Source organism: Melissospora conviva (genome assembly GCF_049523535.1).
GTDB lineage: Bacteria > Actinomycetota > Actinomycetes > Mycobacteriales > Micromonosporaceae > Melissospora > Melissospora conviva.
Genome location: NZ_JBLLDT010000002.1, coordinates 857,763 through 880,051 on the forward strand (window position 1 = coordinate 857,763; position 22,289 = coordinate 880,051).

A 22,289-nucleotide genomic window follows, 5' to 3' on the forward strand; every position below is an offset into this window, starting at 1 on the left:
GCGCCGAATCGGGTACGGTGATCCACATGTATCAAGGCATCGGCATCCTGAAGCCGTGGTCCCTCCGCTGACGGCGGCAGGGTTCACCGGCTTCTGAGGTAACGGCTCTGCTCCGCCGTCCTGGCGTTCCCGCCGGGCGGTGTTTCCGCGCTGCCCGGCTCCACCACGAGCCGAAGAGCAGACCTTGAAAAACCTCGAAAAGTCTCTGTCATCCGTCACGGCCATCGAGCCCGACTTCACCTGGGGCGATCCGCTCCCCGCCGGCCGCCGCGCACACGTGCGGGCCGACCGCGTACGCGTCGTACTGGGCGGGCGGGTGATCCTCTCCGACGTCAGCATGACCGTCTCCGCCGGCGCGCGCCTGGCCCTCGTCGGCGAGAACGGCCGCGGCAAGACGACGCTGCTGCACGTGCTGGCCGGCCTGATCACGCCGGACCAGGGCGTGGTGGAGCGCACCGGCACCATCGGCGTCGCCCGCCAGAACCTGGAGGCGCGCAACGGGGAGACCGTCGGCACCCTGGTCCTGGGTGCGATGCGGGAGTCCGACCGCGCCCTCCGGGCGCTCGACGACGCGACGGCCACGCTCGCCGAGGAAAGGCCGGGCGCCGACGACGCGTACGCCGCGGCCCTGGATGCCGCGACCCGGCTGGACGCGTGGGACGCGCAGCGCCGCATCGACGTGGCGCTGGCCGGCCTCGACGCCTGCACCGACCGGGACCGCCCGCTGGCGACGCTCTCGGTCGGGCAGCGGTACCGGGTCCGGCTGGCGTGCCTGCTGGGGGCGCGTTTCGACCTGCTGATGCTGGACGAGCCGACCAACCACCTCGACGCCGCCAGCCTGGCGTTCCTCACCGCGCGGTTGCGGGAGCATCCGGGCGGATTGGTGCTGGTGACCCACGATCGCGCCCTGCTCAAGGACGTGGCTACGGAGTTCCTGGACCTCGACCCCAGCGCGGACGGACTCCCGCGCCGCTACGCCGGGGGTTACGCCGGCTGGCAGGAGGGGCGCCGGCGCGACTACGAGAACTGGGTACGCGACCACGAGGCGCAGCTGGCCGAACACCAGCGGCTCGCCGACTCGGTGAGCGAGGCGCAGGGCCGGCTCAGCACCGGCTGGCGCCCGGACAAGGGAACCGGGAAACACCAGCGCCAGTCCCGCGCCCCGGGCGTGGTCCAGGCGCTGCGGCGCCGCCAGGAGGAGCTCGAAGCGCACCGGATCACCGTGCCGGAGCCACCGCAGCCGCTGCGCTGGCCGCCGCTGGAGACGCGTACGGGAATACCGCTCCTGCGCTGTGACGACGTCACCGTGACCGGGCGGCTGCACCAGCCGGTGACGACGGCCCTCAACGGCGGGGACCGCCTGCTGGTGACCGGGCCGAACGGGACGGGCAAGTCGACGCTGCTCACGGTGCTGGCCGGGGAGCTCACGCCGTCGACCGGGCAGGTCCGTCACCTGTCCCGGGCGCGCGTGGCGTACCTCGGGCAGGAGGTGCCGGACTGGCCGCCGGGGGTGCTCGCCCACGACCTGTACGAACAGCACCTCGGCCGGCTGCACTCCAGCGGGCGGCTGCACGGCGAAAAAGCCCTGCCGCTGACCGCGACCAATCTGCTCGACCGGGAAGCACGCCGTACGCCGGTGGGGCGGATGTCGCAGGGGCAGCAGCGCCGGCTCAACCTGGCGCTGCGGCTGGCCGAACGCCCCGACCTGCTGATCCTCGACGAACCGACCAACCACCTGTCGGCGGCGCTGGTCGACGACCTCACCGCCGCCCTGCTGACGACCCCGGCGGCGGTCGTCGTCGCCACCCACGACCGCCAGCTGCTCCACGACCTCGCGGCCTGGCCCGCCCTGCCGCTCACCGCCGATCCTCGACAGTGACCACTCCCCGGCAGGTCCGAGCGGCCTGCCGGGGACCGCGGCGGGGACGGGAACGTTCCCGGCCGCAGTGGCCGGATCGGCAAGGGATTCATCCCCTTTCGCACCTGGCCGAGGCATGGCAAGATCCCTCTCTTCGGCAGGTGCGCGCCTCCGGAGTCTCGATGGGACCGGCCGTGACGCCTGACCTGAGCAATCTGGGCCGCCGCCTGTACGAAGCGCTGTCGACCGTGGCTGCGACTTTCCAGGGCATGACCGCTCATCCCGACGACTCCAACTGCGAGTGCCACTGGGGCAGCGCGGAGGAACTGGCGTTACTCAAGACAGCGGACGTTCCGCTGGACGAGGATTTGCTTCGCCGCGCCTACTGGGCCTCCGACTGGAGCTACCCGGCACCCATGATGCGCCGGATCCTTCCCCAACTGACCCAGAGCCTCGTTGCCGGCAAGGTCGAACCCATGATCGGGATGGAGAGCCTGGCACAGCAGTTCACCAGGGCCCACTGGCAGGAGTGGCCTGACGCGCAACGCACTGCTCTACGCGAATTCCTGGACGTCTGGTGGCTGCACGTTCTGGTCGATCCTGACGCCAGGGTCCCCGCCCATGAGGCCCTGGTGTTCCTCGCCGAGATCAGCGGGAAGCTCACCCCGTGGCTGACAATCTGGGCGGACCTGATGGGTGACATGGTGACGCGGCAGCGACTGGTCACTGCCGTGGACGAGTGGATATACGAACTGCTGAACGATGAGCTCCCCTGGGACAGCCGGCCGGACAGCGACACCTGGTGCGCTGCGTTGACGCTCTGGTTCATGCGGCACGCGCCGGCCGCGCTCCGCGAGCACGAGGACTCCGCCGAACTTCAGGAATCCCTGCGGCTCCTCCTGCTTCCCAAGGCGCAACGGTGGGCCCGCAGCTGATCACTCCGACGCTGGGCCGGTAACGGCACCCTCGTGACCCGTCTCGGCCTGGGAGACCTGGAACGACAGCACCACGAGCACGAAGACGCCCACCGCCAGGTTGATCAATGCGCCGAAGCCTTCGGTGGCGAACTCGATGAACGCGGTCAGCATGGTCGAGACCAACGCCACCAGCCGCAACGCCCGCAGCGCCTGAAGGGAGCCGGTACGACGGCGCACGAGCATGGCCGGCAGCGCGACGACCAGCACCACCGCGGCGATGGCGAACTCCGACAGCGAGGCGACGCTGACCCCGGCGATCCGTTCGGTGCCCGCGTCGTCGTAGTACCGCTCGCCGAAGATCGCCTGAAGGCTGCCCGCGGCCACTCCGAGGACCGCGGTGGCCACCAGCATCCAACCGAGGACGGGCACCCACGTGGGGCTGCCGAAGAGCCGCGCCGCCACGGCGCGCACCCGCCGCTGCGCCTGGTGCAGTCGCTCCGAGGCGGTGGGCGCGGCGTCGAGCAGCGTACGGACGGCAGCGATCGACGCGGCGTCGATGCCCCGCCTCCCAGCCTCGTTGAGCATCTCCGTTGCCAACTCCCGCCGGTAGGGCGCCAGCCCGCGGGCGAGCCCTTCGGTCGCGATCAGCGACGCCGAGGTCACCAGCTCGATCGGCGAGAGCGGCCGGAACTCCCGCACCGCCCGCAGCCCTACGATGATCAAGACCACGAGCACGAACATGATCTCTGCGCTGGGGCCGTAGAAGTAGTCGTTGTCCCTGGTGACGAACTTGCCGACCTCGTCGAGGAAGAGACCGAACCCGACGCCACCGAGCACCACCGTCACCAGCCGCGCCCCGAACCCGATGAAGGCCCACCCCGTCAACAGCGCCAGCATCATCGCCGCCCCGCCCCAGAGCGCGTGCGCGATGTGCAGGTTCCCGCCGCCGATCTGCGGATAGCCGGTCAGCGCCAGCCAGGCCCGGGTCACCAGGATCGTGGCGATGGTGATGACCACGAACCACTCCGCCGACGACGATCCGGCGACGTTACGGGTCAGACCTGGTCGAGGACCCGCACCGGGTACGGCCGGGTCGGCGCGCCGCCTGCTCATCCCTGCACTGTGTCACCGACGGCGGGTCCGGGTGAGCAGGATCGGGCAAGCCCGCGCCAGGACCATCGAACCCGATTCCGCGCGAGCACCGGTGTCGGCGCTCGCCCCTACACTGCCCCGCGTGACACACGCAGACATGCAAATGCGTATTGATCGGTTCCGCGCCACGGCGGCCGAGCAGGGCATCGCGCCCGCAGAAGTCGAACGCTGGATGAGCCGCCTGCGTCCGTTCACGGTGCTGCTCCCCGGCGGGGACGGACCGGAGGCGGGCCGGTGGGGTGGCAACCCGTGGCTTCCGGGCGACGTGCCCCATCCGCCGTTCACCCTTGTCGCCACGATCGATTGCGCAGCCCTGCCCGCCGAGGCCACCGACCTGCCCCTGCCCTCCGACGGCCATCTGCTGCTCTTCGCCGACGAGAACGCCGACGAGTGCTGCACATTCGAAGGCACGGTTCTGTATCTCCCCGCAGGGAAAGCCCTCGCGGAGCGTCCCTACCGCGATGATGACGAGGACATCTCGTGGCCGGTGGAGAGCATGCGTCAGACAGTCGTCTCCCTGCACCTGCCCACCGCCGCGGACGACGGGGACACACCGGAACACCCGCGCGGCAAGGATCTGGCCGCGGCGTGGGAAGCCACGTCGGAGTACGCGCTCGACGAAAGAGCGGTGCAGTTGGGCGGACTTCCCACGGTTTTCAACCACCATCCCATCGAGGACGCCGTTGAAGCCGCCGGTCCGGACGGTGACGTCTGCTGCGGGGGCCAGCGCCTGCCCGGACTGCACGAGGACATCCGCAGGGATCCGCCCAAGGACGAGGACTGGGTTGTGCTGGCCACGGCGGATGCCACCCCTGACATGGTCAACGGCCAGTACACCGACCTGATCACCTGGGTGATTCCGCGACAGGATCTGGCCGACCTGCGCTTCGACCGCGTGTACGTCCACCACGACGGCGGTTTCTGATCAACGTCGGTCGGCCCGTCTCTTCGGGCCGGCCGACGAGGGCCGGCCACAGTTGCCGTTCTTGACTTCAACTCAACTTGAAGTCCTACCGTGCCGGCATGGCCCGAGATGCGGGCAGCGCGGCAAAACACGAGGAGAGCCATGACTTCACTTGTCAATGGCACATCGATTCCCGACCGGTACCGCTACGCGGTCATCCCGCACATAGCCGTCGACAACGGCGCCAAGGCCATCGATTTCTACGTACGAGCGTTCGGCGCCCGGGTGCTGTTCCGCCTCGACGCACCCACAGGCGGTGTCCTGCACGCCGAGATCGCGATCGGTCCTTCGACACTGATGCTGGGAGACACCAGCGTGTCGGAGACCGATGGCAGTGGCTGGCTTGAGCCCCACGCGCTCGGTGGCACCACCACCACGCTGCACGTCTTCGTACCCGACGTCGACGCTCTCGCCGAACGGGCCGAGTCGGCAGGCGCAACGATCATCAAGGCGCCGGCCGACACGTTCCACGGCGATCGCACCGCGATCCTCTCCGACCCACATGGACATGTGTGGGTCTTCCTCACCCACCTTGAGGACATCTCCGAGGCGGAACTCCACCGCCGCCTGGCCGAGGATGCACAGCTCACCCCGTCAGTGCCGCATACCCCTGCCGATTGAGTCCTCGAGGGCGTCGGGGTCTTTGCGCCAGACCGACACGTGACGTTCGCTCTCCGAGGTGAACGGGGCGCCGGTCCAGTCCGCCACCCGCCGCTCCAGGGTCAGTCCGGCCAGCCGGGCCATCAGGTCGCACTCGGCGGGCCAGACGTAGCGGAAGTTGCTCTGGCCGTACCGGACGCTTCCGTCCTCCAGACGGCTGTAGTGATGTGACGTGGCCTGCTGCGTGACCATGTCCAGGGTGTCGAAGCCGACGTGCCGGTCGGAGATGTCGAACGGCACGGCCACCTGCCCCGGCGGGAAGCGCCGGATGGGCGGCACCAGCACGTCGATGACGAAACGACCACCCGGCGCGAGGTGCCGGGCAGCGTTGCGGAAACACTCCACCTGTTCGTCCTGCGTACGCAGGTTGCCGATGGTGTTCCAGACGAGGTAGACCAGCGAGAACTCGCCGTCGACCCGGGTCGTGGCCATGTCGCCGATCACCACCGGCATCTGCTCCGCCGGGACCTTGCGGCGCAACTGGGCGGCCATCGGCGCCGACAGCTCGATCCCCGTCACCGGCACACCCCGGGCCGCGAGCGGGACCGCCACCCGGCCCGTACCGATCGCGAACTCCAACGCCGGGCCACCGTCCGCCAGCCGGGCCAGGAAATCCACGGCCGGGTCGAGTACCTCCGGCGCGAACATCTCCGCCGACGACTCGTCGTACCGCTGCGCTGTCTCCTCGTCCCACAGATCACTGCTCGTCATGGACCCGAGCCTGCCCCGCACCCCGGCATCGACGCCAGCGATTATCAAGGAGCGCCCCGGACCGGCAGGCTCGTTTCCGCGCGGGGCATCATGCTTTCCGTGACCGACTACAGCGGCCTCCTCGCCCGTATCGCTCGACGAGCTGGCCAGGACGAGCCGGACATCCCTCTCGACGGCGGCCTGCCCGCCCCGCTCCCCCAAGCCGCGATCGACACCGCGGAAGAGCGGCTGGGATTCAGGCTGCACGCCCTGCTCGCCGCGGTCTACCGGGACTTCGCGAACGGCGGCTTCGGCCCCGACTACCAGTTGTTCAGCCTTGTCAACGGACCGACCTCCGAGCAGGCGATCGACTCCTATCTCGAGGCACGCACCACCCAGGCCGGCACCGAATGGGCCTGGCCGGAGGGCGTACTGCCGATCCTGAACTGGGGTTGCGGCATGTACGCCTGCGTCGACTGCCGCAGCGAGCAGGGAAGGGTTCTCCTCTTCGATCCCAACCCGGGAGATCCAGATGCGGCCTGGTGGATCGACTCACCCAGCCTCGAAGACTGGTTCGAGCACTACGTCAACGACACGGGCTGGTGGGTGAAGGCGGAGGCAGGCGAGGACACCGACGAGATGCCGCCCTGGCCGGAGGCCAGACACCGCGCAGCGCTGTGACCGTTTGGCTCGGCGTCTGCTCCCTTGGCAGGACGAATCCTGGAGGCGGAGGCGCTCCACTCAGGCAAGCCAGTCGGCCGTGTCGCGGTGCCGTCCCAGGCCGACCGCTTCAAACTACAGGTGGCGAGTGCGCGGACGACCCACCTACGCCCAGGCACTCGGTGAATCACCACTCGCCGTCGCCGTTGAGCAAGCCGGCTGCAAGGCCGGCGTGTTGCTGGTCAGCATGCCCCAGGACCACCCAAGCAATTGGTTCGGTGGTCCGGCCATCCCTGTTCTTCCATCACAGGTCGCGGCAGTGATCCGCAAGGCCCTGGATGAGGGATGGCAGCCAGGCCAGCCGGCGACGGCCTTTCGCACGACTGCGCCCGACGCATCGCGGTACTCGTCGACGCCTTGACCCAGGCAACCAGGACGGCGTGCTGACCTGTCCTCTCACGAGCACCGTCGCCGCCGATGGCAGCCCCCAGGCCATCACCGTGCAGCCCGGCATACGGGACGGGTGGCGCCCCACGGTCCGCAACGCTTGTGTGCCAGTCATCCGCCTCTGCCGATGAGCGGACGTTGGGACGTCGGTGGTGCGGGTGTCGTTGGATGTGTGGTCGGGTGTCGCAGTGTCCCCGCGGATATCGCGTCGCTGTGGGCGGGTTGTCGACCGGGTGCCGAGGTACGGGATCGAGTACCTATACGGTGACGACGGTCTTTCCGGCGGCGTGGCCTTGAGCGAGGTGGCGGATCGCGTCGGCGGCGTCGGCGAGGGGGTAGGCGCGGTCGATGACGGGGGTGACGGCGCCGGAGTCGATGAGCTGTCCTAGTTCCTCGAGGTCGGCGGCGTGCTCCTTGGCCATCAGGTTGCGCAGGCGCTGACTGGTGAAGATGGACATGAGCGGTGCGCGCAGCATCTGTCGGTCGTAGCCGCCCAGTAGCCGGCCGCCACCATTCTCGCCGCCGACCAGGACCAGGGTTCCGCGTGGCGTCAGGGCGCGCCGCAGCAGGGATACCGGACGGTTGCCCGCCGTGTCGATGATGACGTCGTACCGTGTCCCGTTGACGTCGATCCGGCTGTGGGTGTAGTCGATGACGTCGGCGGCGCCGAGGGAACCGACGAGGTCGACCTTCGCGGTGCTGCACACGCCGGTGACCGTAGCGCCGAACGCCTTGGCGATCTGCACGGCAAAGCTGCCCACGCCGCCCGCCGCGCCGATGACCATGACTCGTTGCCCTGGCCGCAGGCCAGCGCAGTCGCGCAGGCCCTGCAGCGCGGTCATCCCGGAGATGGGCGTGACTGCGGCCTGCTCGAAGGAGAGGTTCGCCGGCTTGATCGCCAGCCGATCCTGCCGGGCGGTCGCGTACTCGGCGAAGGACCCGCTCTCGCAGGTCCCGTACACCTCATCCCCCGGCCGCAGCCGGGTAACCCGCGCACCGACGGCCTCCACAACCCCGGCCAGGTCCCGGCCGCGTACCGGCACCTTGGGCCTGCGCAGTCCGAACCCGACGGCTCGCAACAGGTACGGCCGGCCGGTCATGACGTGCCAGACGCCCGGGTCCACGCCTGCGGCACGCACCCGTACGAGCACCTCGTCGTCACCGACCGAGGGCCGGTCGATGTCACGCAGTTCCAACACGTCCGCCGGGCCGTACACGTCCTGAACGATCGCCTTCATGATGTCTCCTCGCCAGAGTTGGGGTACTGGAATACCTCGTCGAGCCGTACGCCGAAGACGTTGGCGATGAGGAAGGCCACCTCGAGGGAGGGCGAGTACCGGCCCTGCTCGATGGCGATGACGGTCTGCCGGGTCACGCCGACGCGTTCGGCCAGTTCGGCCTGGGTCATCTCGCCGTGCGCGAAGCGCAGTGCGCGGATGCAGTTCGTCACGCGGGTCGGCTTCACCATTGCGGGAGCCTCCCGCGGTACATGGCAATCTTCGCGACCGAGCCCAGGACCGCCGAGAGCGTGAAGCCCAGGTAGATCACGTTGGCGATCCAGAACCGGTCCCACCCGGCAATCGCCATGAGCATCGCCGTGACCGCCCCGATGACCAGGAACGACTGACCGACGTGGTCGCCGAGTTGGCCAATCTGCCGGTCACGCACGTCCGCGGCGCGCGACGCTTTGGGGCTCACGACACCGACCGCGGTCTCGGCCACGATGTTCGCAACGATCGACGCGCCGACGGTCCACAGCAACGCCGCCGCGTAGGGAACCTCCGTCAACGGCCGCCCACCCGCGCGGCCCACCACAGTGGCCACGTAGACGGCGTACGCCACCACGGCGACGACCAACATGATCCACGCGCGCTTCTCTCTGTGCGCCATGCCCGCTCCTCGGTGTACAAGATTTTTGACACCATGAACGTAACGAATGTTTGACGTGGTGTCCATAATTCTTTACATCGAGTCTGGGAGTGACCTGCCGGCCGTCCGAGCGCTTGGCGTCGGCCACCTCGGTGCGTCCGTGGCAAGTGTCAGGTGCGCCCTGGTCAGTCGACCATTGCGGCGAAGACCGACGACACCGGCACCGGCCCGGCACCCCGGGAGTCGTTCGACCGGGCGCGGCTATCGCCCATCACGAATACGGAGTCGGCCGGCACGGTAACCGCGGCGAACGGCGCGGCCCGCAGTAGTTCGGGTTCGGTGGCTCGTCGAGCCACGCGTCCTGCGCCGCATGCGGCTCGGCCAGGGGCTTACCGTCGACCGTCACCTTGCCCGAGGTACCGCAGCAGGCGATGGTCGCCGCCCACCGCGACGACGCGTTTGAGTAGCGACGCCAACCTTGATGTCATGCGGCAGGCACTTGGGAAACTCGACGGACGGCTCCAGTGACCGCTATTGCTGGCGCCGCCCCGGAAAGTGCATCTGCCTGGGGCGGTCTTTCGCTGCTGAAGGGTGGTGGGCGCGGCAGGTTTCGAACCTGCGACCCCTCGCTTGTAAGGCGAGTGCTCTCCCACTGAGCTACGCGCCCGGATGCCGCCTGTGGCGGACCGGCGGCGGCAAGCTTACCTTGCCGCCGCGGTCCGCCCGAAGGACGTACCAGGGGATGGATCAGGCGGCGGCGTCGGCCAGCGCCTTGCGCCACCCTTCCTGGCTGCGGGCCTCGCCCGGCATGTTCATCTCGGCGAAGCGGACGACGCCGGCCTTGTCGATGACGAAGGTGCCGCGGTTGGCCATGCCCTTGTCCTCGTTGAAGACGCCGTACGCCTGGGCGACGGCGCCGTGCGGCCAGAAGTCGGCCAGCAGCGGGAAGGTGAAGCCCTCCTGCTCGGCCCAGATCTTGTGGGCGAAGACGGAGTCGACGCTGACGGTGAGCACCTGGACGTCGTCGTTGACGTACTCGTTGAGGTTGTCCCGCACCTCGCACAGCTCACCCTGGCAGATGCCGGTGAAGGCGAACGGGTAGAACACCAGCAGCACGGTCTTGCTGCCGCGGAAGTCCGCCAGGCGGACCTCCTGGTTGTTCTGGTCCTTGAGCACGAAGTCCGGGGCTTCGGCACCAACGTCGATCGGCATACGAACTCCTTGATGGTCGCGGTGACTGAAGACCATTTGATCAGCCACCGCCGACCAGTCGGGCGGCAGGGGCGCGGGTGTCTACTTCTTGGTCTTGGCCCCGCGGCGCATGACCAGCCGCGCGCCGTTCCAGTCCTTGCCGGCGTTGATGGTGGAGGTCTGCTGCAGGCCGGCGCTGGTGGCGGCTTCGCTGACCTCGCTCGGCTCGACGTGGCCGTCGCGGCCCGACTTCGGGCTCAGCAGCCACACCATGCCGTTGTCGGCAAGTGGGCTCAGGGCGTCGACCAGGATTTCGAAGAGGTCTCCGTCGTCCTCCCGATACCAGAGCAACACCGCGTCGACCACCTCGTCGGTGTCTTCGTCGACCAGTTCTCCACAGCGGTCGGCCAGGGAGTCACGGAGGTCCTGGTCGACGTCATCGTCGTACCCCATCTCCATGACGACCATGCCCGGCTCGATCCCGAACCGATCCGCCAGACTCCGTACGCCGTCGGCCTGGCCAGCGGTCGCGCTCACTGTCGCGTGCCTCCTCGTCTCATCCCTGCATCCGATGTCCGGCGGACACCGTCTGGCAGAAGTCCACACAGTTGTGCCGCTACACGCAAGTGGCACACCGCGTGAAACGGAATTTACCGTGCCAGCAGAGTACGGGCACCCTGGGTAATGGTCTCCTCGGAGATCAGCATTGCGCGGGCAGCCGGACCTAACGGCACAAAACCATCAACTGCGGCTACTCTACGCGCAGCCCCCACATATCCGGCGTCTACCAGGGCGGCGAGTACCCCCTCGCCGACCCCGCCGGAGCGGCGGGTCTCGTCGACGACGAGCACCCGTCCGGTCACCGCCGCTTCGCGGATCAGATCCGCCACCGGCAGCGGCGCCAGCCAGCGCAGGTCCACCACCCGGGTGCCGACGCCCTCGCCGGCCAGCTGCTGCGCCACCCGCAGCGACATCCGCACACCGTTGCCGAACGTCACGATGGTCAGGTCCTCGGCCGAGCCGAAACCGTAGCTGCGGGCCCGCCCGATCGGCACGTGTGCCGTGCCCCACTCCCCCGGCGCCGGATACCGGGCGCACCAGCTGTCGTCGCCGTCGGCGTGCAGGTCCCGGGTGCCGTAGGCCGCCACCGGCTCCAGGAAGACGCAGACGCTGCCGTCGACGGCGGCCGCCGCCAGGCATGACCGCAGCATCCCGGTGGCGTCCTCGGCCCGCGCCGGCACCGCGATCACCAGGCCGGGAATGTCACGCAGTGCCGCCACCGAGTTCTCCACGGGCGTGCCGTCGGCCGAGTCGGGGTGGGCCAGCCCCGGCATCCGCAGCACCAGCGGGCTGCGTACCCCGCCGGCGGAGAGCTGCCGGGTGGTGACCGCGTCGCGCAGCAGCTCCACCCCCGCGCCGAGTTGCGCCAGATTGCCGATCTCCGGCACCGGGAGCAACCCGGCCGCCCCAGCGCCGAGCGCCAGGCCCAGCAGCGACGTCTGGTCGCCCACCGTGTCGAAGACCCTGCCCCCACCGAACCGGTCCCGCAGGCCGCGGGTGACCCCGTGCGCCCCGCCCGTGGCGGCGACGTCCGCGCCGAAGACCGTCATGGCGGGGTGGTCGAGCAGGGCGTCGGCGAGCGTGGCGTTGATGCTCTGCGCCAGGGTCAACGTCCCGCGCTTCTCCGGCAGTTCGCCGTCGAAGGCGCTCAGCCGGGCTGCCGCTCCGGGCCCCGCGGCCCGGGTGGCGGCCTCGGTGACCGCACGGGAGACCCGCACCGGGCGCCGGGGCGCCTGCGGGCCGACGATCTCGGCGATCTCGATCGGCTTCGGCTCGCCGATGACCTCCTCGGCGATTTCCCGGAACCGCCAGCCCAGCGCGTCGTACCGGTCGGCAAGCTCCTCGGCGGTGGCCAGCCCCGCCTCGACGAGGAGCCGGAAGGCGGCCAGGAGCGGGTCGCGTTCCCGGTCGGCCCGGATCTCGTCGGCGAGCCGGTAGCCGGCCTCGTTGTCGGCGCCGTCGTGCCCCATCAGCCGTACGGTGCGCAGGTGCAGCACGGCGGGGTGGCGCTCACGGCGCACCCACCCGGCGGCCTCGGTCGCGGCGTCGTAGGTGGCGGCGAGGTCGGTGCCGTCGGCGTCGAAGTAGCGCAGGCCCGGCCGGGAGCGCAGCACCGCCGCCGCCCAGCCCTGCGGCGAGCGCAGGCCCGGCCCGAGCCCGTTGTCCTCACAGACCAGGAGCAACGGCAGCCGTACGCCGTTCTGGTCGCACCAGCCGGCGGTGTTGAGCGCGGCGGTCGTGGCGGCGTGGTTCAGGCCGGTGTCGCCGAATGAGCAGGCGACGATCGCGTCGGCCGGCCAGGGCGAGACGGGCGCGGCCGCCCCGCGCCGGGCGGCGGCGCTCTGGCGGCGCAGCCGTTCCACGGCGAAGGCGACCCCGACGGCCCGGGGCAGGTGCCCGGCGAGGGAGGTCCCGGTGGGGAGCACGGCCAGCGCCGGGTCGGTGAAGACCTTCTGCCGGGCCCCGGCGGGCAGGGCCTGGGCGGAGCCGACGACCGTCCGCAGCAGGTCGCGGGCGGCGTGCAGCGCGGGCAGGGCCGGGTCGTCGGGGGTGCCCGCCTCCGGCGCGACGGCGGCGACCTCCATGGCCCGGCGGCAGTAGAAGGCCTGGGAACGGTGGTGCAGCAGCACCGGGTCGGTGGGGCGCAGCGCCGCCGCCACCGCCGCGTTGCCTTCGTGCCCGGCGGAGCCGACCGTGTCGTAACCCTCGCCGAAGCTGTGCAGCCAGCGCGCGGCGAGGTCGAGGTGGCGGCTGACGATCTGGGCGTCGACGAGTTCCCGCGCCAGCGCGCCGGTGAGGGCGGTGCCGTCCCGCACCGGCCCGGCGGGGTCGCGCAGCGGCCGGAGCGCGCCGTACGCGCCGTCGTCGGCGACCTGCGTTCCGGGGTCCCCGGTGGACGCCTCGCCGACGTCAGTGGCACTGGCGGCACTGGCGGCACTGCCGGCGCTCTCCTCGGATTCGGCGCCACCCTCGACCGCGGCACTCTCCCGGACCTCAGCACCGTCGGGGGTCTCCGCGTCGCCCTGGGTCTCCGCGTCGCGCTGGTCGGGCGCAGCCCGCGGCACGTCGGCAGGGGCCGGCGAGGGGTCGGCGCCGGCCAGTTCGGCGACGGCCTGCCGGAAATGCGCGTCGAGATCCTGCGGCGTGGTCACGACAGCCAGCATTACCGACAACCGGCCATCGCGACCACTCGGACACGTTTCGCAACGCTCCCGGCCTTGCCGAGCCCCGGTGCCGGCGGTGTTCCGCCGGAGGGAGCCGAGGGAGCCGACCGGCGGGAGGGTGTCAGGCGGGCAGGAAGGAGAAGCGGACCTGCCGGTCGGGGTTGTCGCCGTTGGGGTCGACCAGGCAGAGGGACTGCCAGACGCCGAGCATCAGCCGGCCGCCGATGACCGGCAGCGTCGCGTACGGGGGCACGAAGGCCGGCAGGACGTGGTCGCGGCCGTGTCCCGGTGAGCCGTGGCGGTGCTGCCAGCGCTCGTCGGTGGGCAGCAGCGCGTCCAGTGCGGTCAGCAGGTCGTCGTCGCTGCCCGCGCCGGTCTCGATGATGGCCAGTCCGGCGGTGGCGTGCGGGACGAAGACGTGCAGCAGTCCGTCGTTCTCGCCGGAGATGAAGTGCTCGGCCTCGCGGGTGATGTCGCGGACGACGGGGCGGGAGCCGGTCCGGACGGTGATGACCTCACTGCGCATGCCAGACAGTCTGCCGCAGCGCGTCAGTCGCCGCCCCCACCTCCTCCGCCGCCGTCACTGCCACCACCGCCGTCGGAGTCGCCCCAGCCGCCCCAGAAGCCGCCGCCACCGGAGTCCGATCCGGATCCGGAGTCACCACGGCGCCGGCGGGCACCTTTCCGGGCGCGTGGGGCCTGCCGGGCTGCCGGGACGAGGCGGGCTGCTGGGGCAGGCTGGTCCACTGGGGCCGCGGACGCGCCGACCCGCCACGCGAAGAAGGCCAGCGAGACGGCGGCCAGGCCGGTGAGGAGCGCCAGGCCCGGGTGGCCGAGCCATGCGAGCAGGAGCATCGAGAGGGTTCCCGTCACTACCAGTGACCAGAGGTGGACCCGATGGCGAGACGTCATCGGGTCAGGATAGGAATCCTCGTCAAGATCCCGGAAAACCGAAAAAGTTACTGGTCAGTACGTGTGTTGATCATCCCCCTTCCTTCCACTAGAGGTGACGACGGCCCACGGAAGAGGGCAGGATGGCGGGAGAGACCAATTCCACACACTACCGAGGGACCGCCTGTGGCTACGGAACGCAAGCGCCCGGTGATCAGCGACGGGCTGCCGAGCCAGCTCCCGGACATCGACCCGGAAGAGACCAGCGAGTGGGTCGAGTCGCTTGATGGCGTTGTCGACGAGCGGGGTGCCAAACGCGCCCGGTACGTCATGCTGCGCCTGCTGGAACGCGCACGCGAACGCCAGGTCGGGGTGCCACCCCTGACCACCACCGACTACATCAACACGATCCCGCCCGAGCGGGAACCCTGGTTCCCCGGCGACGAGCACGTCGAGCGCCGGATCCGGGCATACGTCCGCTGGAACGCCGCGATGCTGGTGCACCGCGCGCAGCGTCCGGAGATCGGCGTGGGCGGGCACATCTCCACCTACGCCAGCTCCGCCTCGCTCTACGAGGTGGGGTTCAACCACTTCTTCCGGGGAAAGAACCACCCCGGTGGCGGAGACCAGATCTTCTTCCAGGGCCACGGCTCGCCCGGCATCTACGCCCGCGCGTACCTCGAGGGGCGGCTGAGCACCGATCAGCTCGACGGGTTCCGGCAGGAGCTGTCGCACCCGGGTGGCGGACTGCCGTCGTACCCGCACCCGCGGTTGATGCCGGACTTCTGGGAGTTCCCCACCGTCTCCATGGGGCTCGGCCCGATGAACGCCATCTACCAGGCGCGGTTCAACCGCTACCTGCAGCACCGCGGCATCAAGGACACCTCCCAGCAGCACGTCTGGGCGTTCCTGGGTGACGGCGAGATGGACGAGCCGGAGTCGCTCGGCGCGATCGGCGTTGCCGCCCGCGAGGAGCTGGACAACCTGACCTTCGTGGTCAACTGCAACCTGCAGCGCCTCGACGGCCCGGTCCGCGGCAACGGCAAGGTGATCCAGGAGCTGGAGGCATTCTTCCGGGGCGCCGGCTGGAACGTCATCAAGGTTGTCTGGGGCCGCGAGTGGGACCCGCTGCTGGCCGCCGACGCCGACGGTGCGCTGGTGAACCTGATGAACACCACCCCCGACGGTGACTTCCAGACGTACAAGGCCGAGTCCGGGTCGTTCGTCCGCGAGCACTTCTTCGGCCGCGACCCGCGTACCCGCCGGCTCGTCGAGCCGATGAGCGACGACGAGATCTGGAACCTCAAGCGCGGCGGCCACGACTACCGCAAGCTCTACGGCGCCTACCAGGCCGCGATCAACCACACCGGGCAGCCGACGGTGATCCTGGCCAAGACCATCAAGGGCTGGACGCTGGGCTCGCACTTCGAGGGGCGTAACGCCACCCACCAGATGAAGAAGCTGACGCTGGAGGACCTCAAGACCTTCCGCGACCGCCTCTACCTCGACATCCCGGACTCGGCGCTGGAGGAGAACCCCTACCTGCCGCCGTACTACCACCCGGGCGAGAAGTCCGACGAGATCAAGTACCTGCGGGAGCGGCGGGAGCAGCTCGGCGGTTACCTGCCGTCGCGGCGGACCACCACCATTCCGCTGGCGATCCCGCCGTCGGAGAAGTTCGGGGACCTGAAGAAGGGCTCGGGCAAGCAGAAGGTCGCCACCACGATGGCCTTCGTCCGCCTGCTCAAGGACCTGATGAAGGACAAGGAGACCGGCAAGCGCTGGGTGCCGATCATCCCGGACGAGGCGCGGACCTTCGGTCTGGACTCGCTCTTCCCGACGTCCAAGATCTACTCGCCGCACGGGCAGCGCTACACCGCGGTGGACCGGGAGCTCTTCCTGTCCTACAAGGAGTCCACCAAGGGGCAGCTGCTGCACGAGGGCATCAACGAGGCCGGATCGGTGGCGTCGTTCATCGCCGCCGGCACCGCGTACGCCACGCACGCCGAACCGATGATCCCGATGTACATCTTCTACTCGATGTTCGGGTTCCAGCGCACCGGCGACGCGCTCTGGGCCGCGGCCGACCAGATGACGCGCGGGTTCCTGCTCGGCGCGACCGCGGGGCGCACGACGCTCAACGGCGAAGGGCTCCAGCACGAGGACGGGCACTCGCTCCTGCTGGCGGCGACGAACCCGGCGGTGGTCACCTACGACCCGGCGTTCGCGTTCGAGATCGCGCACATCATGGAGAACGGCCTGCACCGCATGTACGGCGAGAAGCAGGAGAACATCTTCTACTACCTCACCGTCTACAACGAGCCGGTGCACCAGCCGGTGCAGCCGGACGGGCTCGACGTTCAGGGGCTGCTCAAGGGCATCTACCGGTACGCCCCGGCGCCCTCGGTCGACGGCAAGGCCCCGCGGGCGAACCTGCTCGCCTCGGGCACCGGCATGCAGTGGGCGCTCAAGGCGCAGCGGCTGCTGGCCGAGGAGTGGGGGGTGGCCGCCGACGTCTGGTCGGTGACCTCCTGGACGGAGCTGCGCCGCGACGCGATGCAGTGCGAGGAGCACAACCTGCTGCACCCCAGCAGCGAGGCGAAGGTGCCCTTCGTGCAGCAGCAGCTCGCCGACGCCCAGGGTCCGAAGATCGCTGTCAGCGACTGGATGCGGGCCGTGCCGGACCTCGTGGCGCGCTGGGTACCGGGCGACTACACATCGCTCGGCACCGACGGTTTCGGGCTCTCCGACACCCGGCACGCGCTGCGGCGCCACTTCCACGTGGACGCCGAGTCGATCACGGTGGCGACGCTGCGCCAGCTCGCGCTCCGTGGCGACGTGCCGCGCGACGTGCCCGCGCAGGCCGCCAAGAAGTACGCCATCGACGACGTGCGCGCCGCGCCGGTCGGTGAGACCGGCGGGGACACCTGATCCGCCCCGACTGCGGTACCGGGCCCGGCGCGATGGATTCGCGCCGGGCCCGCCCGCTTTCACGCCAGGGTCAGCCGACGGCGGCGAGGCTGGTCAGGCGTTCCAGTGACTCCTCCAGGTCTGCGCCGACGCGGCGCATGCCCAGGCGCAGCAGCGCCGCCTTGACCGGGCCGGCGGGCCAGCGTACGACGATCAGCCGGACCACGGTGCCGCCCTCGCCGGCCTCACCCGGGGCGAGCTGCACGTAGATCTCGGTCCGGGCCTCGGCGCGGGCGCCGGCGCCCTTGGCCCGCTCGCGCCAGCCGATCAGCATCGGCTCCTGATAGGCGATCACCTCGGCCTCGAGGGCGGCGCCTCGGCCCTGTACGAGCTGGCGGCGGCCGAAGCCCTCGCCGGAGAGCACCTCCGCCTGCCGGACTCCGGCCAGCCATTCGGGCAGCTGCTCGGCGCGCTGCACCACGTTCCACACCACGTCCATCGGCGCGGCCACCCACGCACTGCGTTCCACCAGGATCATCGGTCCGCCTCCACTGAGGACAACACTCATTTGGGAACCATATGTACAAAATAGGACCAAAGGTGTAAGGCTTCCGGCGACACGCCGTTCGGGTCTACAGTCCGCAGAAGCGCCCCGGCCTCAGGAGGACGCATGGACCCGAGCCCGCTCGACCTGCCCGCCGGATTCCGCTTCGGCGTGTCGACCTCCGCCTACCAGATCGAGGGCGCCGTCGGTGAGGACGGCCGCGGAGCTTCCATCTGGGACACCTTCAGCCGCACCCCGGGACGCATCGCCGACGGCAGCAGCGGCGACGTCGCCTGCGACCACTACCACCGGCACCTCGATGACATCGGGCTGCTGAGCGGGCTCGGCGTGGGGGCGTACCGCTTCTCGGTCGCCTGGCCCCGGGTGCAGCCGGCCGGATCCGGCCCGGTCAACCCCGCCGGCCTCGCCTTCTACGACCGGCTGGTGGACCTGTTGCTGGACCGCGGCATCGACCCGGTGGTCACCCTCTTCCACTGGGACCTGCCGCAGGCGCTGCAGGACCGCGGCGGCTGGCACGCCCGGGACACCGCCGCCCGCTTCGCCGAGTACGCCGACCTCACCGCCGCCCGCCTCGGCGACCGCGTCGCGCTCTGGATCACCCTCAACGAGCCGGTGGTGCACCTGACGTACGGGCACGCGCTCGGCGTTCACGCCCCCGGCGAGGCCCGCCTCTTCGACGCCCTGCCGGTGGCCCACCACCAGCTGCTCGGGCACGGCCTCGCCGTCGCCGCGCTGCGGGCCCGCAGCAGCGCGCCGGTGGCCATCACCAACAACTACTCCCCCGTACGCCTCGCCGGCGCCACCGACCCCGACCGGGCCGCCGGGCAGGCCTTCGACGCGGTGCAGAACCGGCTCTTCACCGACCCGGTGCTCGGCCGCGGCTACCCGGCCGCGCTTCCGGTCGACCTCACCGCGCTGCGCTACGGCGATCAACCGCTGGTGCGCGACGGCGACCTGGCCACGATCGCCGCGCCGATCGACGTGCTCGGCGTCAACTACTACAACCCCACCGGCGTACGCGCACCCGCCGAGGCGGACGCGCCGCTGCCGTTCGACCTGGTCCCCCTCGACGGCTATCCCCGGACCGCCTTCGACTGGCCGGTCGCCCCCGACGGCCTGCACGAACTCCTCACCGGGCTGCGGGAACGCCACGGCGCCGACCTGCCGCCGATCGAGATCACCGAGAGCGGCTGCGCCTGGGACGACGTTCTCGACGCCGACGGCCGGTGCCACGATCCGGAGCGGATCGACTACCTCGAAGGGCACCTGCGGGCGGTGCGCGCGGCGATCGATGACGGCGTGGACGTGCGGGGCTACTTCGTCTGGTCGCTGCTGGACAACTGGGAGTGGGCCGAGGGCTTCGGCAAGCGCTTCGGGCTGGTGCACGTCGACTTCGACACCCAGGTCCGCACCCCGAAATCCTCGTACGCCTGGTACCGCGACCTGATCGCCCGGCAGGGCAGCACCCGCTCGGCCGGACCACCGGCGTGACCACCACCGGCCCCGCCCACGCGGCACCGCGTCCCCCTGCCGCGCTGGCCGAGCCGGTCGCGCCGGTACGCCGGGGCTGGATCGCCCTGCTCTTCAGCGCCAACCTCGGGCTCTGGATGGCGTTCTTCACCCCGATCCAGATCCTGCTGCCCCAGCAGATCTCGGCCATCAGCCCGGTCGGCAAGGAGAACCTGCTGGCCCTGGTGACCGGGCTCGGCGCGCTCGCCGCGGTGATCGCCAACCCACTGGCCGGGGCGCTGAGCGACCGGAGCACGCCCCGGCTGGGCCGGCGCTTCTTCGGACGCCGGCACCTCTGGACGGCCGCCGCCGCGCTCCTGGGGGCCGGTTCGCTGGCCCTGCTGGCCGGGCAGCGGACCATCGCCGGAGTGGCCCTGGCCTGGGTCGCCGCCCAGTTCTGCCTCAACGCGATGCTGGCGACCCTCACCGCCGCCGTGCCGGACCGGGTGCCGGTCACGCAGCGGGGCAGGGTCTCCGGCTGGATCGGCATCCCCCAGGCGCTCGGCCTGGTCGTCGGCGCGGTGCTGGTCACCACGCTGGTCACCGGAGTCCGGGCGGGCTACCTGGCCGTCGCCACGGCCCTGCTGGTGCTGGTGCTGCCCTTCGCCCTGCTCACCCCCGACGACGCGCTGCCGCGTACGCACCGGCCGCCGCTGCGGGCACGGGCGCTGGTCGCCTCGATGTGGATCAGCCCGCGGGCGTACCCGGATTTCGCCTGGGCCTGGCTGACCCGGTTCCTGGTGCAGACCGGCAACGCGCTCGGCACGCTCTACCTGCTCTACTTCCTCACCGACCGGGTGCGCCACCGCGACCCCGAGGGCGGGCTGCTGGTGCTGATCCTGCTCTACACGGTGGGGATGATGGCCACGGCCGTACTCGGCGGGCGCGCCTCGGACCGCTCCGGGCGCCGCCGGATCTTCGTGATCATCTCCGGGGTGATCATGGCCGTGGCGGCGCTGCTGCTGGCGATCTGGCCGCTCTGGCCGGTGGCGCTCGTCGCCGCGCTGCTGCTCGGCGCCGGCTACGGGGTCTACCTCGCCGTCGACGCCGCCCTGATCACCCAGGTGCTGCCCCGGGCCGGCGACCGGGCGAAGGACCTCGGCGTGATCAACATCGCCAACTCCGCCCCGCAGGTGCTCGGCCCGGCCATCTCGGCGCCGATCGTGGTGTACCTGGGCGGTTATCCGACCCTTTACGCCGTCACCGCCGCGCTCACCCTGCTCGGCAGCGTCCTCGTACTCAAGATCCGTACGGTGCCCTAGTCCCCGGGTCCTGCCCGGCCCGCGCCGGGGTCCGTGGGAAACCGGCGGCGCGGCGCTCTAGGCTTGGCACGTGACGGTACGCGTACGCTTCGCCCCTTCTCCGACCGGTATGTTCCACGTCGGCGGTGCCCGCTCGGCGCTGCAGAACTGGATCTACGCCAAGCAGCACGAGGGCGTCTTCGTGCTCCGCATCGAGGACACCGACGCCGCCCGCAACAAGCCCGAGTGGACCGAGGGCATCCTCACCGCCCTGGAGTGGATCGGCATCGCCCGCGGCAGCTACGAGGGACCGCACTTCCAGTCCGCCAACGCCGGCGAGCACCGCGCCGCCGCCGAGCGCCTCTACGCCGGCGGCCGCGCCTACTACTGCGACTGCACCCGGGATCAGGTGCAGGCGCGTACCGGCTCGCAGTACCAGGGCTACGACGGCTTCTGCCGCGACCGCGGCCTCGGCCCGGGCGAGGGGCGGGCACTGCGCTTCCGTACGCCGGACGAGGGCGAGACCGTGGTGGTCGACCTGATCCGCGGCGAGCCGACCTTCGAGAACAAGCTCATCGAGGACTTCGTCATCGCCCGCGGCGACGGCTCGCCGGTCTTCCTGCTCGCCAACGTCGTCGACGACCTGACGATGGGGATCACGCACGTCATCCGCGCCGAGGAGCACCTGCCGAACACCCCCAAGCAGCAGCTGCTCTGGGAGGCGCTCGGCGCCAACCCGCCGATCTGGGCGCACGTGCCGGTGGTGGTCAACGAGAAGCGGCAGAAGCTCTCCAAGCGCCGCGACAAGGTGGCGCTGGAGGCGTACCGGGACGAGGGTTACCTTCCCGACGCGATGCGCAACTACCTGATGCTGCTGGGCTGGGCGCCCTCGGGCGACCGGGAGATCGTGCCCTGGTCGGTGATCGAGTCGGAGTTCCGGCTGGAGGAGGTCAACCTCTCCCCCGCCTTCTTCGACGAGAAGAAGCTGCGCGCCTTCAACGGCGAGTACATCCGCGCGCTGCCGGTGGAGCAGTTCATCGAGGAGTGCCGGCCGTGGCTGACCGGCACCGCGACGATCCCGCCGCCGCCGTGGCAGCCGGAGGAGTTCGACGAGGCCGCCTTCAACGCGGTCGCGGAGCTGGCCCAGACCCGCATCGCGGTGCTGAGCGAGATCGTGCCGAACGTCGACTTCCTCTTCCTGGCCGACCCGCTGATCGACGAGGGCGCGTGGGCCAAGGCGATGAAGCCGGGCGCCGCCGAGCTCCTCGACGCCGCGGTCGTCGCCTTCGAGGCACTGCCGCAGTGGGACGCCGAGTCGCTGAAGGCGGCGCTGGAGCAGGTCGGCACCGAACGCGGGCTCAAGCTGGGCAAGGCCCAGGCCCCGGTACGGGTCGCCGTCACCGGCCGGACGGTGGGGCTGCCGCTGTTCGAGTCGATGGAGGTGCTGGGCCGCGAGCGGACCCTGACCCGGCTGCGCGCCGCCCGCCTGCGCCTGCCCTGACCGCATCGCGGGGCGGCATTGCAACAACCAGGTCGCAGAT

Annotated in this window: 21 protein-coding genes and 1 tRNA gene; 9 read left to right on the plus strand and 13 right to left on the minus strand. The window is 70.6% G+C overall.

Going from position 1 to position 22,289, the window contains the following annotated elements:
* Positions 1-184: 184 nt before the first annotated feature.
* Positions 185-1,879: an ABC-F family ATP-binding cassette domain-containing protein gene (locus ACK8GG_RS08930; RefSeq protein WP_440356025.1), complete on the plus strand. Its 1,695-nt coding sequence runs from the start codon at positions 185-187 to the stop codon at positions 1,877-1,879.
* A 173-nt stretch (positions 1,880-2,052) separates the two neighbouring features.
* Positions 2,053-2,793: a hypothetical protein gene (locus ACK8GG_RS08935; RefSeq protein ID WP_440354869.1), complete on the plus strand. Its 741-nt coding sequence runs from the start codon at positions 2,053-2,055 to the stop codon at positions 2,791-2,793.
* On the opposite strand, the gene ACK8GG_RS08940 is transcribed toward ACK8GG_RS08935, so the two are convergent.
* On the minus strand, positions 2,794-3,888 hold the full coding sequence (locus ACK8GG_RS08940; RefSeq protein WP_440356026.1) for a hypothetical protein: 1,095 nt from the start codon (positions 3,886-3,888) through the stop codon (positions 2,794-2,796).
* 121 nt (positions 3,889-4,009) lie between these two features.
* Between ACK8GG_RS08940 and ACK8GG_RS08945 the strand changes: the two genes are divergently transcribed.
* The gene (locus tag ACK8GG_RS08945; RefSeq protein WP_440356027.1) at positions 4,010-4,852 is read left to right on the plus strand and encodes a DUF1963 domain-containing protein; all 843 of its coding nucleotides are present in this window, start codon (positions 4,010-4,012) and stop codon (positions 4,850-4,852) included.
* A gap of 141 nt (positions 4,853-4,993) precedes the next feature.
* Positions 4,994-5,512, plus strand: coding sequence for a VOC family protein (locus ACK8GG_RS08950; protein WP_440356028.1), 519 nt, complete (start codon positions 4,994-4,996; stop codon positions 5,510-5,512).
* On the opposite strand, the gene ACK8GG_RS08955 is transcribed toward ACK8GG_RS08950, so the two are convergent.
* The gene (locus tag ACK8GG_RS08955; protein WP_440356029.1) at positions 5,486-6,262 is read right to left on the minus strand and encodes a class I SAM-dependent DNA methyltransferase; all 777 of its coding nucleotides are present in this window, start codon (positions 6,260-6,262) and stop codon (positions 5,486-5,488) included. The genes ACK8GG_RS08950 and ACK8GG_RS08955 overlap by 27 nt on opposite strands.
* Positions 6,263-6,361: 99 nt before the next feature.
* On the opposite strand from ACK8GG_RS08955, the gene ACK8GG_RS08960 reads away from it, so the two are divergent.
* The gene (locus ACK8GG_RS08960) at positions 6,362-6,922 is read left to right on the plus strand and encodes an SMI1/KNR4 family protein (protein ID WP_440356030.1); all 561 of its coding nucleotides are present in this window, start codon (positions 6,362-6,364) and stop codon (positions 6,920-6,922) included.
* 683 nt (positions 6,923-7,605) lie between these two features.
* Here the strand turns inward: ACK8GG_RS08960 and ACK8GG_RS08965 are convergent.
* The 10 genes from ACK8GG_RS08965 to ACK8GG_RS09010 form a co-directional block, all read right to left on the minus strand.
* Positions 7,606-8,586 (minus strand): NAD(P)-dependent alcohol dehydrogenase, encoded by a 981-nt coding sequence (locus tag ACK8GG_RS08965; RefSeq protein ID WP_440356031.1) that lies wholly within the window; start codon positions 8,584-8,586, stop codon positions 7,606-7,608.
* Positions 8,583-8,816: a helix-turn-helix transcriptional regulator gene (locus ACK8GG_RS08970; protein WP_204944729.1), complete on the minus strand. Its 234-nt coding sequence runs from the start codon at positions 8,814-8,816 to the stop codon at positions 8,583-8,585. The genes ACK8GG_RS08965 and ACK8GG_RS08970 overlap by 4 nt, the downstream gene beginning before the upstream one ends.
* The gene (locus ACK8GG_RS08975) at positions 8,810-9,238 is read right to left on the minus strand and encodes a hypothetical protein (RefSeq protein WP_440356032.1); all 429 of its coding nucleotides are present in this window, start codon (positions 9,236-9,238) and stop codon (positions 8,810-8,812) included. The genes ACK8GG_RS08970 and ACK8GG_RS08975 overlap by 7 nt, the downstream gene beginning before the upstream one ends.
* A gap of 164 nt (positions 9,239-9,402) precedes the next feature.
* Positions 9,403-9,573 carry a S26 family signal peptidase gene (locus ACK8GG_RS08980; protein WP_440356033.1) on the minus strand — a complete coding sequence of 57 codons (171 nt, stop codon included), beginning with the start codon at positions 9,571-9,573 and terminating at the stop codon, positions 9,403-9,405.
* Between the two features lie 236 nt (positions 9,574-9,809).
* Positions 9,810-9,884: transfer RNA gene (locus ACK8GG_RS08985), tRNA-Val, on the minus strand.
* Positions 9,885-9,964: 80 nt separating this feature from the next.
* Positions 9,965-10,429, minus strand: coding sequence for a peroxiredoxin (locus ACK8GG_RS08990; protein WP_440354880.1), 465 nt, complete (start codon positions 10,427-10,429; stop codon positions 9,965-9,967).
* Positions 10,430-10,510: 81 nt separating this feature from the next.
* On the minus strand, positions 10,511-10,945 hold the full coding sequence (locus tag ACK8GG_RS08995; RefSeq protein ID WP_440350557.1) for a DUF3052 domain-containing protein: 435 nt from the start codon (positions 10,943-10,945) through the stop codon (positions 10,511-10,513).
* 113 nt (positions 10,946-11,058) lie between these two features.
* The gene (locus ACK8GG_RS09000) at positions 11,059-13,620 is read right to left on the minus strand and encodes a transketolase C-terminal domain-containing protein (protein ID WP_440356034.1); all 2,562 of its coding nucleotides are present in this window, start codon (positions 13,618-13,620) and stop codon (positions 11,059-11,061) included.
* A gap of 133 nt (positions 13,621-13,753) precedes the next feature.
* Positions 13,754-14,158: a YjbQ family protein gene (locus ACK8GG_RS09005; protein WP_440356035.1), complete on the minus strand. Its 405-nt coding sequence runs from the start codon at positions 14,156-14,158 to the stop codon at positions 13,754-13,756.
* Positions 14,159-14,181: 23 nt separating this feature from the next.
* The gene (locus tag ACK8GG_RS09010) at positions 14,182-14,544 is read right to left on the minus strand and encodes a hypothetical protein (RefSeq protein ID WP_440356036.1); all 363 of its coding nucleotides are present in this window, start codon (positions 14,542-14,544) and stop codon (positions 14,182-14,184) included.
* Positions 14,545-14,709: 165 nt separating this feature from the next.
* Between ACK8GG_RS09010 and aceE the strand changes: the two genes are divergently transcribed.
* Positions 14,710-17,454, plus strand: a complete 2,745-nt coding sequence (gene aceE, locus ACK8GG_RS09015) for a pyruvate dehydrogenase (acetyl-transferring), homodimeric type (RefSeq protein ID WP_440350561.1) — start codon at positions 14,710-14,712, stop codon at positions 17,452-17,454.
* A gap of 70 nt (positions 17,455-17,524) precedes the next feature.
* Here aceE and ACK8GG_RS09020 read toward each other — a convergent pair whose 3' ends face one another.
* Complete coding sequence (locus ACK8GG_RS09020; protein ID WP_440350756.1) at positions 17,525-17,971, minus strand: SRPBCC family protein; 447 nt, start codon at positions 17,969-17,971, stop codon at positions 17,525-17,527.
* Between the two features lie 132 nt (positions 17,972-18,103).
* On the opposite strand from ACK8GG_RS09020, the gene ACK8GG_RS09025 reads away from it, so the two are divergent.
* From ACK8GG_RS09025 to gltX, 3 genes are all read left to right on the plus strand, one after another.
* Complete coding sequence (locus tag ACK8GG_RS09025; RefSeq protein WP_440350562.1) at positions 18,104-19,489, plus strand: GH1 family beta-glucosidase; 1,386 nt, start codon at positions 18,104-18,106, stop codon at positions 19,487-19,489.
* Positions 19,486-20,769: an MFS transporter gene (locus tag ACK8GG_RS09030; protein WP_440356037.1), complete on the plus strand. Its 1,284-nt coding sequence runs from the start codon at positions 19,486-19,488 to the stop codon at positions 20,767-20,769. The genes ACK8GG_RS09025 and ACK8GG_RS09030 overlap by 4 nt, the downstream gene beginning before the upstream one ends.
* 70 nt (positions 20,770-20,839) lie before the next feature.
* Positions 20,840-22,249 carry a glutamate--tRNA ligase gene (gltX, locus tag ACK8GG_RS09035; protein WP_440356038.1) on the plus strand — a complete coding sequence of 470 codons (1,410 nt, stop codon included), beginning with the start codon at positions 20,840-20,842 and terminating at the stop codon, positions 22,247-22,249.
* Positions 22,250-22,289 lie beyond the last annotated feature (40 nt).